The sequence below is a fragment of the Xaviernesmea rhizosphaerae genome, assembly GCF_001938945.1.
Taxonomy (GTDB): domain Bacteria; phylum Pseudomonadota; class Alphaproteobacteria; order Rhizobiales; family Rhizobiaceae; genus Xaviernesmea; species Xaviernesmea rhizosphaerae.
Genome location: NZ_MKIO01000033.1, coordinates 157,386 through 172,314, shown reverse-complemented (window position 1 = coordinate 172,314; position 14,929 = coordinate 157,386). Strand labels below are relative to the sequence as shown.

General features: G+C 67.3%; 13 protein-coding genes. 9 read left to right on the top strand and 4 right to left on the bottom strand.

Going from position 1 to position 14,929, the window contains the following annotated elements:
- Positions 1-96 precede the first annotated feature (96 nt).
- Positions 97-1,074, bottom strand: coding sequence for an ABC transporter substrate-binding protein (locus BJF92_RS15910; protein ID WP_425356475.1), 978 nt, complete (start codon positions 1,072-1,074; stop codon positions 97-99).
- A 231-nt stretch (positions 1,075-1,305) separates the two neighbouring features.
- The gene (locus BJF92_RS15905) at positions 1,306-1,734 is read right to left on the bottom strand and encodes a nucleoside deaminase (RefSeq protein WP_078058119.1); all 429 of its coding nucleotides are present in this window, start codon (positions 1,732-1,734) and stop codon (positions 1,306-1,308) included.
- 84 nt (positions 1,735-1,818) lie between these two features.
- On the opposite strand from BJF92_RS15905, the gene BJF92_RS15900 reads away from it, so the two are divergent.
- The 3 genes from BJF92_RS15900 to BJF92_RS15890 are packed head-to-tail and all read left to right on the top strand — an operon-like array spanning position 1,819 to position 5,523.
- Positions 1,819-4,014, top strand: coding sequence for a pseudouridine synthase (locus BJF92_RS15900; RefSeq protein ID WP_078058110.1), 2,196 nt, complete (start codon positions 1,819-1,821; stop codon positions 4,012-4,014).
- Between the two features lie 6 nt (positions 4,015-4,020).
- The gene (rsmD, locus tag BJF92_RS15895; RefSeq protein WP_075635726.1) at positions 4,021-4,587 is read left to right on the top strand and encodes a 16S rRNA (guanine(966)-N(2))-methyltransferase RsmD; all 567 of its coding nucleotides are present in this window, start codon (positions 4,021-4,023) and stop codon (positions 4,585-4,587) included.
- A 39-nt stretch (positions 4,588-4,626) separates the two neighbouring features.
- On the top strand, positions 4,627-5,523 hold the full coding sequence (locus tag BJF92_RS15890; RefSeq protein WP_075635725.1) for a patatin-like phospholipase family protein: 897 nt from the start codon (positions 4,627-4,629) through the stop codon (positions 5,521-5,523).
- A 10-nt stretch (positions 5,524-5,533) separates the two neighbouring features.
- On the opposite strand, the gene BJF92_RS15885 is transcribed toward BJF92_RS15890, so the two are convergent.
- Both BJF92_RS15885 and BJF92_RS15880 read right to left on the bottom strand, forming a co-directional pair.
- Positions 5,534-6,634, bottom strand: a complete 1,101-nt coding sequence (locus tag BJF92_RS15885) for a serine hydrolase domain-containing protein (protein ID WP_078058107.1) — start codon at positions 6,632-6,634, stop codon at positions 5,534-5,536.
- A gap of 81 nt (positions 6,635-6,715) precedes the next feature.
- Positions 6,716-8,545 (bottom strand): monovalent cation:proton antiporter-2 (CPA2) family protein, encoded by a 1,830-nt coding sequence (locus BJF92_RS15880; protein ID WP_075635724.1) that lies wholly within the window; start codon positions 8,543-8,545, stop codon positions 6,716-6,718.
- Between the two features lie 239 nt (positions 8,546-8,784).
- Between BJF92_RS15880 and BJF92_RS15875 the strand changes: the two genes are divergently transcribed.
- The 6 genes from BJF92_RS15875 (at position 8,785) to lpxK (ending at position 14,929) form a co-directional block, all read left to right on the top strand.
- Positions 8,785-10,131: a TldD/PmbA family protein gene (locus BJF92_RS15875; RefSeq protein ID WP_075635792.1), complete on the top strand. Its 1,347-nt coding sequence runs from the start codon at positions 8,785-8,787 to the stop codon at positions 10,129-10,131.
- 140 nt (positions 10,132-10,271) lie between these two features.
- Positions 10,272-11,120, top strand: a complete 849-nt coding sequence (locus tag BJF92_RS15870) for a 3'(2'),5'-bisphosphate nucleotidase CysQ (RefSeq protein WP_425356474.1) — start codon at positions 10,272-10,274, stop codon at positions 11,118-11,120.
- Between the two features lie 85 nt (positions 11,121-11,205).
- Positions 11,206-11,442, top strand: coding sequence for a DUF4170 domain-containing protein (locus tag BJF92_RS15865; protein ID WP_075635723.1), 237 nt, complete (start codon positions 11,206-11,208; stop codon positions 11,440-11,442).
- Positions 11,443-11,557: 115 nt separating this feature from the next.
- Complete coding sequence (gene waaA, locus BJF92_RS15860; RefSeq protein ID WP_075635722.1) at positions 11,558-12,874, top strand: lipid IV(A) 3-deoxy-D-manno-octulosonic acid transferase; 1,317 nt, start codon at positions 11,558-11,560, stop codon at positions 12,872-12,874.
- A gap of 108 nt (positions 12,875-12,982) precedes the next feature.
- Positions 12,983-13,768, top strand: coding sequence for an HAD family hydrolase (locus tag BJF92_RS15855; RefSeq protein ID WP_075635790.1), 786 nt, complete (start codon positions 12,983-12,985; stop codon positions 13,766-13,768).
- A gap of 90 nt (positions 13,769-13,858) precedes the next feature.
- A complete protein-coding gene (lpxK, locus tag BJF92_RS15850; protein WP_075635721.1) occupies positions 13,859-14,929 on the top strand; it encodes a tetraacyldisaccharide 4'-kinase in 1,071 nt (356 codons plus the stop codon).

The window sequence follows — 14,929 nt, the reverse complement described above, 5'->3', positions numbered from 1 at the left end:
GGTGCTGGCAGGCGACGATCCAGCTTGCGCCGGCGCGGTCGGCCGTTGAGGCGCGTGGCGGGGCCGGTAGGGGGAATGCGCAGGCAAGAGCCGGCCTTACTGCGCCATCGCGTCGGCGAATTTTTCCTTGTTGTCCTTTTCCGCGCTCAGCGCCTTGGCCGCGTCGAAAGGCATGACCTTGATCGTCTGGCGAGCCGGATAGCCGGCGGGAAGCGCGACATCGTTGCGCGCGGGGATATAGCCCTGGCTGACTTCGAGCGCCTGGCCCTCCGGCGACAGCAGGAAATCGACGAAGGCCTTGGCGGCCTCGGGATTCTTGGCGGTCTTCAGGATCGCCACCGGCTCGGTCACGGCCGAGACGCCTTCTGCCGGGAAGACGAAATCGACCGGCGCGCCCTTGGCCTTCTCGCGGATGGCCATGAAATCGACGATCATGCCATAGAGCTTGTCGCCGCCGGACACGGCCTTGAGCACGTCGCCATTGCCGCCGCTCGCCTGCGCCTGGTTGGCGCCGAGCGCCTTGATATAGTCCCAGCCGCCGGGAAGGTTTTCCGTCAGCGTCACCGCATGGATCAGGGCGGCGCCCGACGCGAGCGGGCTCGGCATGGCGATGAGGCCGCGTGCCTTGGCGTCCGTCAGGTCCTGCCAGCTCTTCGGCACGAAGGGAGCCTTCGTGTTGTAGATGATGCCCGTGGTGATCAGCTTGGTCGAGAAATAGGTCTTGTCGCGGTCCATGATCGCGGGATCGAAGGCGGCGGTATCAGCCCCGGGATAGGCCATCAGCCGGCCTTCCTTCTTCAGCCCCTCCATGGTCACCACATCGGCGATCAGCAGCAGGTCCGGCTGCGGCTGTCCGGCCTCGATCTCGGCGCGCAGCCGAGCGATGATCTTCGGCGTTCCGTCGCGCACCCATTCCACCTTGATGCCCGGATGCTTCGCCATGAAGGCATCGGCCGTCTGCTGCGCATCGGTGTTCGGCTGGCTGGTATAGAGCACCAACTTCTCTTCCGCCGCAGCGGGCGCGACCCAGGCAAGCGTGGCAAGGACGGTGGCGAGCGAGGCGAGCGAGCGCAGGATCATGGCGGGTCTCCTAAGGGCCCATTAGAGCGCGAGCGAGAAAGTCGGACGCGACAGGCAAGGACGGGCGCGGCGGGGAAAGTTGAGTTTGTGCCGGCAGATTTCTAGGGCGCGTGGATGTCACTGGCATGACAACGACGGATGTTTGTTCGCCTGCCAACGCCTTGTTCCGCAGAGCGGTTTTGCCAAAAGGGCTGTCGCTCTTGCCTGGTTGCGGCAGGTGCGGCCTCAGCGCCGGGCGGCGAAAAACGCGGTCAGGAGGTCCGCCGCATCGCTGGCGGCGAGGCCGGAATAGACCTCGGGCGCATGGTGGCAGGTGGCCTGCGCAAAGAAGCGGGGGCCGTTGTCCACCGCGCCTCCCTTCACATCCTCCGCGCCATAATAGAGCCGGCGGATGCGGGCAAACGAGATCGCCGCCGCACACATGGCGCAGGGCTCCAGCGTCACATAGAGATCGGCATCGGTTAGCCGCTCGCTGCCGATGATCTGTGCGGCCTGGCGGATCGCCTCGATCTCGGCATGGGCGGTGACATCGAGCTTTTCGCGCGTGCGGTTGCCGGCCTCGGCGATGATCGTCCCATCGAGAACGACGACGGCGCCGACCGGCACTTCGCCGCGCGCGGCCGCCGCTTCGGCCTGTTTCAATGCGCGATCCATGAAGCCGCCCCGCATGGCGATGAATTTCCTCTTAACCCGCCGGTTGCGACCTGATAGGAGAGCGTCAAACGATAGGCAAGACAAATGACCAAGAATGACAAGCCGCAGCGCCCGGGCGGCAAGCCAGCCGGTGCGCGCGGGCCTTCGGGCAGCAAATTCAGCAAGAGCGCCGGCGGCGCCTCCGGAGCGAAATCGGGCGGCAAGTCCGGTGAGTTCAAGGGTGGCGGCTTCAAAGGCGGCGGTTTCAAGAGCGGCGGCTTCAAGGGCAAGCGCGACGAGGCCGATGCTGGCGGCGAGGCGAGACCCTTCCGCGCCAAGAGCTCTGCCGGCGGCTTTGCCGGCAAGGGTGGCGAGCGCGGCGAGCGCTCCTTCGCCGGCAAGCCTTCGGGCGCGAAGACCGCCTCGGCCCGCGACAGGGATGCGGCGCCCAAGGCGCGCGTCGGCTCGGCCGAGGGCGCAAGCGTCGGGGCGGAAGAGCCCAAGCGCATTTCCAAGGTGCTGGCCCGCGCTGGCGTGGCCTCGCGCCGCGACATCGAGCGGATGATCATGGAAGGCCGCGTGCGGCTGAACGGCGTTCTCCTGGAAAGCCCCGTGGTCAATGTGACGCTCGCCGACGAGATCGAGGTGGACGGCCAGCCGGTGCGCGGGCCGGAGCGCACGCGCCTGTGGATCTACCACAAGCCCGCCGGGCTGGTGACCACCAATTCCGACCCCGAGGGACGCCCGACCGTGTTCGACCGGCTGCCGGACGACCTGCCGCGCGTGCTGTCCATCGGCCGGCTCGACATCAACACCGAAGGCCTTCTGCTGCTCACCAATGACGGGGGCCTCGCCCGCGTGCTGGAGCTGCCGACCACGGGCTGGCTGCGCCGCTACCGCGTGCGCGCCCATGGCACGATCGAGCAGGCCCAGCTCGACACGCTGAAGGACGGCATCGCCGTCGATGGCGTGCTCTACGGCTCGATCGACGCGACGCTGGACAAAGTCCAGGGCTCCAACGTCTGGATCAGCATGGGCCTGCGCGAAGGCAAGAACCGCGAGATCAAGAACGTGCTCGGCGCGCTCGGCCTCGACGTGAACCGGCTGATCCGTGTGTCCTACGGCCCGTTCCAGCTCGGCGACTTGCCGGAAGGCGAGGTGCAGGAAATTCGCGGCCGCACGCTGCGCGACCAGCTCGGCCCGCGCCTGATCGAGGAGGCCAAGGCGAATTTCGAGGCGCCGCTGTTCGACCACGGCGCGCCGGAAAAGGCCGAGAAGCCCGAGCCCGAGAACACCCGCTGGGAAAAGCCGGTGGAGCGGCGTGAGCGCCTGCTCGCCCGTCTCGATACCAAGCCCTCCTTCGGCGATCGTGGAGATCGTGGGGACCGTGGAGATCGTGGCGGTGACAAGCCGGCGCGCAAGCCCAAGCGCGAGCCGCTGAGCCAGAGCCGGCGTTCGAACGTCTGGATGGCGCCGGGCGCGCGCCCGGTTACGGAAAAGGGCGGCGCCGAGGACGAGGCGGGCGACCGTCCGCTGCGGCGCGACGACGTGCCGCGCGGCAAGCGCTTCGGCCGCACCGCCGAGGGCGCCAAGTCGGCCGGCACGCGCAAGTTCGATCCCGACAGCAAGGGCGCCGCAGGCTTTGGCGGGCGCAAACCTGCCCCCACCGGCCCGCGCATCCTGAAAGCCCGCGACGAAGAGGGCGAGTGGATCCGCGCCGAGAACAAGCCGGCCGATGAAGGCTTTGGCGGACGCGGCCGTGGCCGGGACCGCGACGAGGGCGCCCCGCGCTTCGAGCGCGGCGACCGTCCGGCCCGCGATTTTGGCGGCCGTGACCGGGGTGACCGGGACCAGGGCGAGCGCGGCGAACGCAGTTTCGGCGGCCGGGATCGGCCGAACCGCGATGGCGGTTCGCGCGACGGCGGCGGGCGTGATTTCGGCGGCGAGCGCAAGCCGCGTTCCTTCGGCGACAAGCCGTATGGCGAGCGCAGCTCCGGCGATCGGCCCTCGGGGGATCGGCCCTTCAACCGCACGGGCAAGCCCGGCGGCCGCTTCGGGGCCGAGGACGGCAAGCCGCGCTCCGGCGCGCAGAAGCCCTTCGGCCGCAAGAGCGACGGCGCCTCCGGTGGCAAGTCCTTCGGCGAGAAATCCTTTGGCGGCAAGCCGGGTGGAAGCAAACCCGGTGGAAGCAGGCCGGGCGGCGGCAAGTCCTTTGGCGGCAAGCCTGGTGGGGGCCGTCCCGGTGGCGGTCGTCCCGGCGGCGGCAAGCCGGGTGGCGCTCCGCGCGGGCGCAAGGGCTAAGCCGGCATGCGCATTGTCGGCGGCACGTTTCGCGGGCGCGCGCTCGAGGGGCCGAAGACGGACACGATCCGTCCGACCTCCGACCGCACGCGCGAAAGCCTGTTCAATATCCTCGCCCATGCCTATAGCGAGGCGATCGACGGCACCCGGATGCTCGAGCTGTTCGCCGGCACCGGCGCCGTCGGGCTGGAAGCCATCTCGCGCGGCTGCCGCTACGCCCATTTCGTCGAGCTGAGTGCAGAGGGCCGCGGCCTCCTGCGCACCAATATCGAGGCGCTGGGACTGACCGGCCACACACGCATCTATCGCCGCGACGCCACCGATCTCGGACCCATCGGCACGCTGGAGCCTTTCGACTTCGTCTTCGCCGACCCGCCCTATGGCCAGGGCCTTGGCGAAAAGGCGCTCACGGCGGCGCTCAAAGGCAATTGGCTGGTCGATGGCGCGCTGGCGATCTTGGAAGAGCGCGCCGACGTGCTGCCGATGCTGCCCGAAGCCTTCGCACCCATCGAGGTGCGCATCTTCGGCGACACGCGCATGCATTTCTACCGCTTCCGCAAGCAGGCTCCCTGAGCCCGCTTTCGAGAGGTCTTCGCAGAAGGAGCCTGCCCCATGCCGAGCCACTCTCTGCCCGGCCTGCAGGATAACGGCGCTTCGCTGCGCGCCGAACCACGCATCGGTCTTGCCCTTGGCGGCGGCGGCGCGCGGGGGCTGGCGCATATTCATGTGATCGAGGCGCTTGACGAGTTGGGCCTGAGGCCGGCGGCGATCGCCGGCTCCTCCATCGGCGCGATCATGGGCGCGGCCATGGCTTCGGGCATGGGCGGGGCGGAGATCCGCGCGGTGGCGCTCGCCACCGTTGGCCGCCGAGCGGATGTGATCGCCCGGCTGTGGAAGCTGCGCCCGACCAGCCTCGCCGAAATGCGCATGGGCAGCTTCGGCCTCGGTCCCTATTCGCTGGAGCGCGTGCTCGACGGCTTCCTGCCCGAGGCCATTCCCCGGCGCTTCGAGGATCTGTCGATCCCGCTAACCATCATCGCAACGGACTATTATGCGCAGAGCGAAACGGAGCTGACAGCCGGCGACCTGCGCCTGGCCATTGCCGCTTCGGCCGCCATTCCCGGCGTGTTCCTGCCCGTGCGTGTGGAGGGGCGGGTGATGATCGATGGCGGCATCGTCAACCCCGTGCCCTTCGACCGGCTGGCGGACAGGGCCGACATCGTCATCGGCGTTGATGTCGTCGGCGGGCCGGAAGGCGACGGCACCACTGTGCCCGGTCGGATGGACGTTATGTTCGGCGCCACCCAGCTGATGATGCAGGCGATCATCGGCATGAAGAGCCGCACCAGCCCGCCGACCCTGATGCTGCGCCCCGACGTCGGCCGCTTCCGCGTGCTCGATTTCCTGAAAGCGCAGGAGATTCTTGCCCGCAGCGAGCCGGTGAAGGACAGCTTCAAACGGGCGCTGGAGGCGGAGCTGGAGGAATGGGCAAAGGGCAGGCGGGGCTGACGCGCCAGCATTACCTCTGTGTCAGGCTGGGCAGGAAGACCTTGTATAAAAGTGCCGCAGGTGCCCGCCACTGATCCGGCAGATTGTAATTGCCGCAGGTGATTGCCAGGACGAAATCGAAGCCTGGGAAGACGAACAGGCGCTGCCCGCCATTGCCGAGCGCGGCGACAAAGCGCTCGCCATAGGTTCCCGTCCTGTCCGTTATGGCTTCTTCGCCCAGATACCAGAGATAGCCGTAACGCATTCCGGGCCAGCCGATATCGACCATGGCGGCAGGTCGGAAGCTCTGGTCGAGCCACGCTTCTGGAATGATCCTGTTGCCGCCCCATTGGCCGCCCTGCAAGATCATCTGGCCAATGCGCGCCAAGGAGCGAGGCGAGAGGCGCAGACCCGATGCTGCCGACGCTTCACCGTCCTGACCCTCGATCCATTCCATGGCCTCGATGCCGAGAGGGGTGAACAGCGTGTCTCGTGCAAAGTCCGGCAGACTTTGGCCAGTGCCGCGCTCAATGATCTTTCCCAAGAGAGCAACTGCGCCGCCGCTGTAAATCCAGCCCCTGCCGGGTTCAGCGAGGATTGGGCGATCCAGGATGAAGCGATAGCGGTCCGCCGCCTGCTCCATGGCGATCTCGCTGTTGGCGGAGCTGGTATAGGGGGCGTCTTCATTCCATTCCATCCCCAGCGTCATGGTGAGCGCATGCCGGACGGTGAGGCGTTTGCGTTCAGGATCACGCCCAAGATCGGCATATTCGGGAAAGAGTGTGACAAGGGGTTCGTCAGGCTCGGGAACGCAGCCCTTCGTCAGCGCGATGCCGTAAAGCAGGCCGATAATGCTTTTGGTCACGGAACGGATGTCATGCAACGTTTCAGGCTGGAACTCGACATGTCCCAGCGGCTGCCCCCAGCGCATATCGGTGCCGTCGATATAGCGTTCAAACACGATCCGACCGCCCAGCAAGGCGACGACGCCATGCACCCCCGACAGCCCTCCATCCTGTGCCAGCGCATCGAACCGAGGCGCGGGGTCAGACTTGAAACCCGTCTCGCCGGGGGCGGCAATCTGCCAGCCGATCTGCTTTTCACCGCCGAAGGCGGAGGACGTGTGCACCATGATTGCCGTTCCCTTTTGCTTGAAGTTCTGCCTGCGCCTCTCTCTGCACTTTGCCGGGACGCTCGTTTCTGCTGCTCTGCCTCAAGAACCCGCCGCCTGGGCGACGGGAGCGGAGATATCCTCGTCTGGATCGAGGGTCGGCACAAGATCGCGCTTCGGCTTGATCAGCGGTTCCGGCTTGACCGGCTCGTGCAGCAGCATGTGGCGACCGGCCATGATGCCGTCCACCGCCTGCAGGGCCAGGCGGTCCTCGTCGCGTCGGCGGATGTCGTCGCCGATGGCTTCCGCCTGCGCCTCGCTGATGCCGAGGCCTTCCAGCGTACGCCGGCCGAAGAGCAGGCCCGATTCGAAGGTCTCGCGCAGCTCGTAATCGACGCCGCGGGCGCGCAGGGACAGGGTGTGCACCCGGTCATAGGCGCGGGCATAGATGCGTGCATTGGGAAATTCCGACTGGACGAGGTCGATGATCTTGTCGGTCATCTCCACCTGATGGGTGCAGATGGCGACGATCTTCGCCCGTTCGATGCCGGCAGCGCGCAGCACGTCGCTGCGGGTGCCGTCGCCGAAATAGATGCGGAAGCCGAAGGTCGCCGCCTGCTGCACGCGGGCGGCGGAATGGTCGATCACGGTGACCTCGCGCCCGCCGGCCAGCAGGATCTGCGCGGCGATCTGGCCGAAGCGGGAGAAGCCGATCATCAGCACATCGGCGCCCGCGCCTTCGAAATTCTCCTCGATCTCCTCATCCTCCTTGGCGGTTTCCGCCATCAGAAACCGCGCCAGCATGGCGGCGGCAGGGGTCAGCGCCATGGAGAGCGTGACCACTGCGACGAGGATCGAGGCGTCCGTCTGGCGCATCACGCCCGCGGCGGCCGCCGCGCTGAACAGCACGAAGCCGAATTCGCCGCCCTGCGGCAAAAGCAGGCCGATGCGCACGGCGTCATTATGCGTGGAGCCGGTGAGCCGGCAGAGGAGGTAGAGCACCACCGCCTTGACCAGCATCAGGAGCGGCACCGACAGCAGGATCAGCAGCGGATGCTCGATCAGCACCTCAATGTCAAGCGACAGGCCGACGGCCATGAAAAACAGAGCGAGCAGAAGCCCGCGGAACGGCTCGATATCCGCCTCAAGCTCATGGCGATAGGAGGATTCGGCCAGAAGCACGCCGGCCAGGAAGGCACCCATGGCCATGGACATGCCGGCCAGCTGCATCAGCGTGGCCGCGCCGAGAACGATCAGCAGCGCGGCCGCGATCATCACCTCGCGCGCGCCGGTGCGCGCGAGAATCTGGAACAGCGGATTGATGATGTAGCGGCCGGCCGCCACCAGAACGAGAACGGCGCCGATGGCGACGGCGAAGTCCTGATAGGGCGGGGTCGTATCCTCCGGCTTCTGCAGGGCCAGCAACGGGATCAGCGCCAGAAGCGGCACGATCGCCAGATCCTGCAGCAGCAGGATGGAGAAGGCGCGCTGGCCGTAGCGGGTGTTGTTGTCGCTGTGTTCCTCGAGGATCTGCAGGGCGAAGGCGGTGGAGGACAGGGCCAGGCCGAAGCCGGTGATGACGCTGCCCTGCCAGGCAAACAGGCCGACCTCGTAGATCAGCGCGGAGAGGATGCCGCCGGTGACCAGCACCTGCGCCGTGCCCAGGCCGAAAATATCGCGCCGCATCTGCCAGAGCCGGCCGAGATTGAGTTCGAGCCCGATGACGAAAAGCAGGAAGACGACACCAAGCTCCGCCACGCCGAGGATTTCCTCGCCGCCGGAGATCAGGTGCAGGAAAGGGCCGATCAGAATGCCGGCGGCGAGATAGCCAAGCACCGTGCCGAGCCCCAGCCGCTTGAAGATCGGTGCGGCCACCACGGCGCCGCCGAGCAAGAGCAGGGCCTGCGAGGTGAGGGCATGGGTGTTCGACATGGAGGTCCTCAGGCAATCTGTGGCCGGCTCCGCGAGACCGTTCGCGCAGAGCCACGCGGCGATGTCGCGGGGTCGGCAGGCGTTGACAGGTTGAGACGAGACCCGGAGCACGCGGCGCAAAACGATGGCTTCGCGGCGTGCTTCGGGCGGCGACGGCCGGATCAAGAATGGGTTTATGGTCTTGATGCGGTTCCACCCGCACAATAAATGGGAACAAGATCCGAATGAAAGGCGAAATCATGTCCGCAGAGATCGATTCCGGTACGCTCGAAGCCCGTGCCCGCGAACTGGTGGAGCGCGCGCTGAAAGCCGGCGCCGATCAGGCGGATGCCGTGGTGGTGCGCGGGCGCTCCCGCTCCGTCTCCGTGCGGCTGGGCAAGGTGGAGGCGACCGAATCGTCCGAGAGCGACGATTTCTCGCTGCGCGTCTTCATTGGCCGGCAGGTCGCCAGCGTCTCCGCCAATCCGGGCTTCGACCTGCAGACGCTGGCCGAGCGAGCCGTGGCCATGGCCAAGGCCTCGCCGGAGGATCCCTATGCCGGTCTTGCCGCGCCCGAGGCGCTTGCCCGCACCATTGCCGATCTCCAGCTTTACGATGCCACCGAAGTCTCCTCGGCGGCGCTGACCGAGGCCGCGCTGGCGGCGGAGGCGGCGGCGCTCGCCGTTCCCGGCGTCACCAATTCCAGCGGGGCCGGAGCTTCTGCCGGCGCGGGCGGCCTGGTCCTCGTCACCTCCCACGGCTTTTCCGGCAGCTATCTCGGCACGCGATTCGGCGTGTCGGTGAGCGCCATTGCCGGCGAGGGCACGAAGATGGAGCGCGATTACGACTATGACAGCAAGCTCTACCATGCCGAGCTGAAATCGCCGGATGAGATCGGCCAGCTGGCGGGCGAGCGCGCGGTCAGGCGCCTGTCGCCGCGCCAGGTGCCGACGCAGAAGAACGTTACCGTCGTCTTCGATCCGCGCATGTCGCGTGGGCTCGCCAGCCAGATCGCCGGCGCCATCAATGGCGGTTCGGTCGCCCGCAAGACCACCTTCCTGCGCGACCGCATGGGCGAGCAGATCATGGCCAGGGGCATCCGCATCACCGACAATCCGCTGGTCGTGCGGGGGCCTGCCTCGCGGCCCTTCGATGGCGAAGGTGTCGCCGGCGGCCCGCTGGTCATGGTGGAGGACGGGGTGCTGAACCATTGGTTCCTGTCGTCGGCCATCGGCCGCGAGATCGGCCTGCCCACCAATGGCCGCGGCGTGCGCAGCGGGCCGACGGTCGGGGCGGCCTCGACCAATTTCGCCATCGAGCCCGGCACGATTTCGCCGCAGGAACTGATCCGCCAGGTGGGAACCGGCTTCTACGTCACCGAGTTGATCGGCAACGGCGCCAACCTGCTCACCGGCGAGTATAGCCGCGGGGCGAGCGGCTTCTGGATCGAGAATGGCGAGATCGCCTATCCCGTGTCGGAGGTGACGATTGCCTCCAACCTCAAGGAGATGCTGATGGCGATCACGCTGGCCGATGATGTCGACCGCGCCTTCGGCACCGCCGCCCCGACGCTCGCCATCGAGGGCATGACGCTTGCGGGCCGATAAGGCCTCATAGTCTGTTCAAGAATTGCCATTTGCAGGCGGCCAACGGCGATGATTGGACAGACTATCAGAGCCCGTGCCGCCCTGTTTTGACCGGATAGCCGGCGCGTGAGCGGAAGGACGGGCAAGCGAAAGGATCTACCGTGCACGAAGACGCGGAAAAGAAGACGCCGGGAAGCCGGCAGGCAGAGGATATCTGGCGCGCCGATCTCGATCTGATCACCGAGGCGGCGCAAGCTGCCGGTGCAACGGCGCTCGGGTTTTTCGGCGCCAATCCGAAGGTGCGCTTCAAGAGCGAGGACCGCTCGCCGGTCAGCGAGGCGGATTATGCCGCCAATGACGTTCTGAAGGAAAAGCTGCTGGTCGCCCGGCCGAATTATGGCTGGCTGTCGGAAGAGACGGATGACGATCCGGCCCGGCTGCGCTGCGAGACGCTGTTCGTCGTCGATCCGATCGACGGCACCCGCGCCTTCATCGCCGGCAAGGATGTGTGGTGCGTCAGCGTCGCGGTCGTGCATCGCGGCCGACCGGTGGCCGGCGTGCTCGTGGCGCCCGCACTGCGCCAGCTCTATCAGGCCACGGCCGAAGGACCGGCGCTGCTCGACGGTGCGGTGCTGAAGGCGCCGGGGCCGGCTGAGGAGCGGCCGCTGGCCGTGGCGCTGCCGGAGGATGTGCTCGCCCGTCTGCCGGAGCCGGCGCGCCGGCTGATCCACCGTGTCTCCCATGTTCCCTCGCTCGCCTACCGGCTGGCGATGATCGCCGATGGCCGCATTGATGCCACGGTTGTCAAGAAGAACGCCCATGACTGGGATCTGGCGGCGGCCGATCTGATCCTCGCGCGCGCCGGTGGCGCGCTGGTGGATCTGAGCGGCCAGCCGCTGGTCTACAACAGGGAAAGCGTGTCCCACGGCATGCTGCTGGCGGGCTCGCTCGCGGCGCAGCGGATGTTGGCGGCGACGGGTCTCGGCCAGATGCCGCAGCTGGGGACATGATGGCGGCGGCCGACAAGGGGCATTGACCTTTCTGCTGCGATGCCGCACATCACCTGTGACTTGAATGCCACATGGACGGTCCGATATGCCCAACAGCTCCGAAAAGAAACAATTGTTGCATCTCGTCTTCGGTGGCGAGCTGACGACGCTGACGGAGGTCGAATTCCGCGATCTCTCCAAGCTCGATATCGTCGGCATCTTCCCCAATTACGAGACGGCGCTGACGGCCTGGAAGGCCAAGGCGCAGCAGACGGTCGACAATGCGCATATGCGCTATTTCATCGTCCACATGCATCGGCTCCTGGATCCCAACCAGGCGTGACGCAGCCGCTGCGCGCCGCCTGGCGGCCGGCTCAACCACGCAAGGCCGTTCGCCCGGCGGCGGCCCTGCATCCTTCCTGCGGCGAGTTCTTCGCCTTTTCCGGAGCGCGGCACGGATGAGCAACCGCCCCCTCGCGCGGCTGGCGCTTTCGACCTATCGCTGGGCTGGGGCGGTCGCCTATCCCTTCATGGGCGCCTATCTGGCCATGCGCGCGGCCAAGGGGCGCGAGGATTCCAGGCGTCGCGACGAACGCTACGGCTTTGCCAGCGTACCGCGACCGCAGGGGCCGCTGGTCTGGTTCCATGCCGCCAGCGTCGGCGAGACCAATGCGGTCATTCCGCTGATCAAGGAAATCCGCGCCCGTGGCATCGCCGTGGTGGTGACCACGGGCACGACGACCTCCGCCAAGCTGGTCTCCGAGCGGCTCGATGCCTCCATCATCCATCAATATGTGCCGATGGACTTCAAGCCGGCGGTCAGCCGCTTCCTCGATTACTGGGAGCCGGATCTCGCGATCATCGCCGAGTCGGAAATCTGGCCGATGACCATCGTCGAGCTCGGCCGGCGGCATATTCCCCAGGTTCTGGTCAATGGCCGCCTGTCGGACCGCTCCTTCGCCCGCTGGAAGAAGCGGCTGTGGCTGGCAGAGGCGCTGTTCGAGAATCTCGCGCTCGTCATCGCGCAGTCGGAAGTCGATGCGGAACGCTTCCGCGCACTCGGCGCGCTGCCGGTGCTGGTCTCGGGCAATCTCAAGGTCGATACTGATCTGCCGCCTTACGACAAGGGCTCACTTGGCACCTATCGCCAGCAACTGGGCAGCCGCCGCACCTGGGCAGCGATCTCCACCTTCGACGGCGAGGAGGCGGCGGCCGCCGTTGTCCATGCGGCGCTGAAGCCGCGCACCGATCTTCTGAGCATCATCGTGCCGCGCCATCCCGAGCGGGCCGATGCGATCGAGGCCATGCTGACCCAGCGCGGGCTCAAGGTGGCCCGGCGCACGCGGCGCGATCCTCTGAATACCGATGTGGATGTGTTTCTGGGCGATACGATCGGCGAGATGGGCCTCTATCTCCGCCTGACCGAAGTGGCCTTCGTCGGCCGCTCGCTCACCGCCGAAGGCGGGCAGAACCCGATCGAGCCGGCCATGCTCGGCTGCGCCATTCTCTCGGGCGGCAATGTCCAGAATTTCCGCGAGACCTATCAGATGCTGGCCAAGAACGGCAGCGCCAAGATCGTGCGCGATGTCGAGATGCTGGCCAAGGGCGTCAACTATCTGCTCGTCAACGAGGATGTCCGCCACCAGATGATCGATGCCGGGCAGCAGACCGTGCATGAAATGCGCGGCGCGCTGTCGGCGACCATTCGCGGGCTAGAACCCTATATCAACCCCTTGAGCGTGAAGGCCCGGCTGCAGCCGCATGGCGATGCCTGAGAAGGCCGCGGCCTGCGGGCATCGCAAAGGCCCGGGATCAGGATGGGCACAGGACAGAAGCGGGGCGGATCGATGAGCGACGTACAGCCGGACAGCGCGAAGACGGACATGGGAAGTGCAGGCGGGGCGGAGGCCGGCACGGTGAAGAAAGAGGACGACCGCACGCCGATCGCCGGCATCCTGTTCGACAAGGACGGCACGCTGCTCGATTATGCCCGCAGCTGGGTACCGGTCAATTACAGGATCGCGCGGCTGGCCGCGCGCGACGACCCGGCGCTCGCCGATCGTCTGCTCAAGGCCTGCGGCATGGACCCGGAGAGCGGCCATGTCCTGCCGGACAGTCTTCTGGCCGCGGGCAGCACCCGGGAAATCGCCGAGGGCATGGTCAAGGCTGGCGCGCCATTTGCCGTGGAAGCGCTGACTGCCGAATTCGACGGCCTGTTCGAGGAAGCCGCGGCAGCCGCCGTGCCGGTGACCGAGCTCGCGCCGTTTTTCGCCCTCCTCAAGGCGCAGGGCTACCGGCTCGGCGTCGCCTCCTCCGACAACGAAGCCTCGATCCGCGAGACCGCCCGCCGCTTCGGCTTTGCCGGCGATCTGGATTTTGTCGCGGGCTATGATTCCGGCTACGGCATCAAGCCGGAGCCGGGAATGGTGCTGGCCTTCTGCGCCGCCACGGGCCTCAAGCCGGAATCGGTGGCGGTGGTGGGCGACAACAATCACGATCTGCATATGGGCCGGGCAGCCGGCGTGGGCCTGACCGTGGCCGTGCTCACCGGCACCGGCTCGCCCGCCTCGCTGGCGGCGGCAAGCGACCATTGCCTCGTCGATATCACCGCCCTGCCGGGTCTGCTGGAGCGGCTGGGCCTGGGGGTGGGGGCTGACACCGCGCAGTAAATCGTCAGCGGAAACAGTCATCGCCTACATTCCACCGGGCTGGCGGCCGACCAATTGCCAGTCTGGCCGACCGCATTGAAAAGGACGCTCATGGTCTCGCAAGCACCCGCTTTCTGGTGGCAGCCGCGCGGGCTGAAGGCCTGGGGGCTCAGCCCCTTGGCCTGGCTCTATGGCCGCATCACCGGCCGGCGCATGCGTCGGGCGGCGCGGAGCGCTGCCGGGCTTCCGGTCATCTGCGTGGGCAATTTCACCGTCGGCGGTGCCGGCAAGACGCCGACGGCGCTGGCGCTGGCAAAGGCCGCGCGCGAGAAGGGATACACGCCGGGCTTTCTCAGCCGGGGCTATGGCGGCACGGTCAAGCAGCCGACCCTGGTCGATCCTGCTCGGCACGGGGCCGATGCGGTCGGCGACGAGCCGCTGCTGCTGTCGCGCTTCGCCACGACCGTGGTCTGCCGCACGCGCATCGAGGGCGCGCGGCTGCTGGCGCAAAGCGGCGCCGACCTGATCATCATGGATGACGGCTTCCAGAGCGCGCGGCTTCACGTCGATCTCGCCGTGATCGTGGTCGACGCCCGCCGCGGCATCGGCAACGGGCTGCCATTGCCGGCGGGGCCGCTGCGCGCGCCGATGGCCGAACAGATCCGTCAGCTCTCCGTGCTTCTGAAGATCGGGGAGGGGACGTGCGCTGACCCCGTCGTGCGCCAGGTGGCGCGGGCCGGCAAGCCGGTGCTGCAGGCCCGGCTGCGACGCCATGACGCCTTATCGCTCCAAGGTGCGCGCGTGCTGGCCTGGGCCGGGATTGCCGATCCCGAGAAATTCTTCGCCACCCTTTGCGAGGCCGGCGCGGAGATCGTGGACCGGCAGGTCTTTGCCGATCATCACCTGTTGACGACGGAGGAGATCGCCGATCTTTTGGGGCGTTCCAAGGCCGGCCGTCTGCAACTGGTGACCACGGCCAAGGATCATGTGCGCCTTGCCGCCGGCCCGGGCATTTCCGGGCGGCTTGCCGCAGAGAGCGCCGTGGTGGAGGTGGAACTGGCCTTCGACGACCCTGCCGCGCCCGGCCGGCTGGTGGAGCAGGCGATGGGCCAGGGGCGACTGCGGCTGCTGGGTGTGGCGCAGCCGGGACCGGCGGCCGGCGCGACAACGAGCCGACGATAA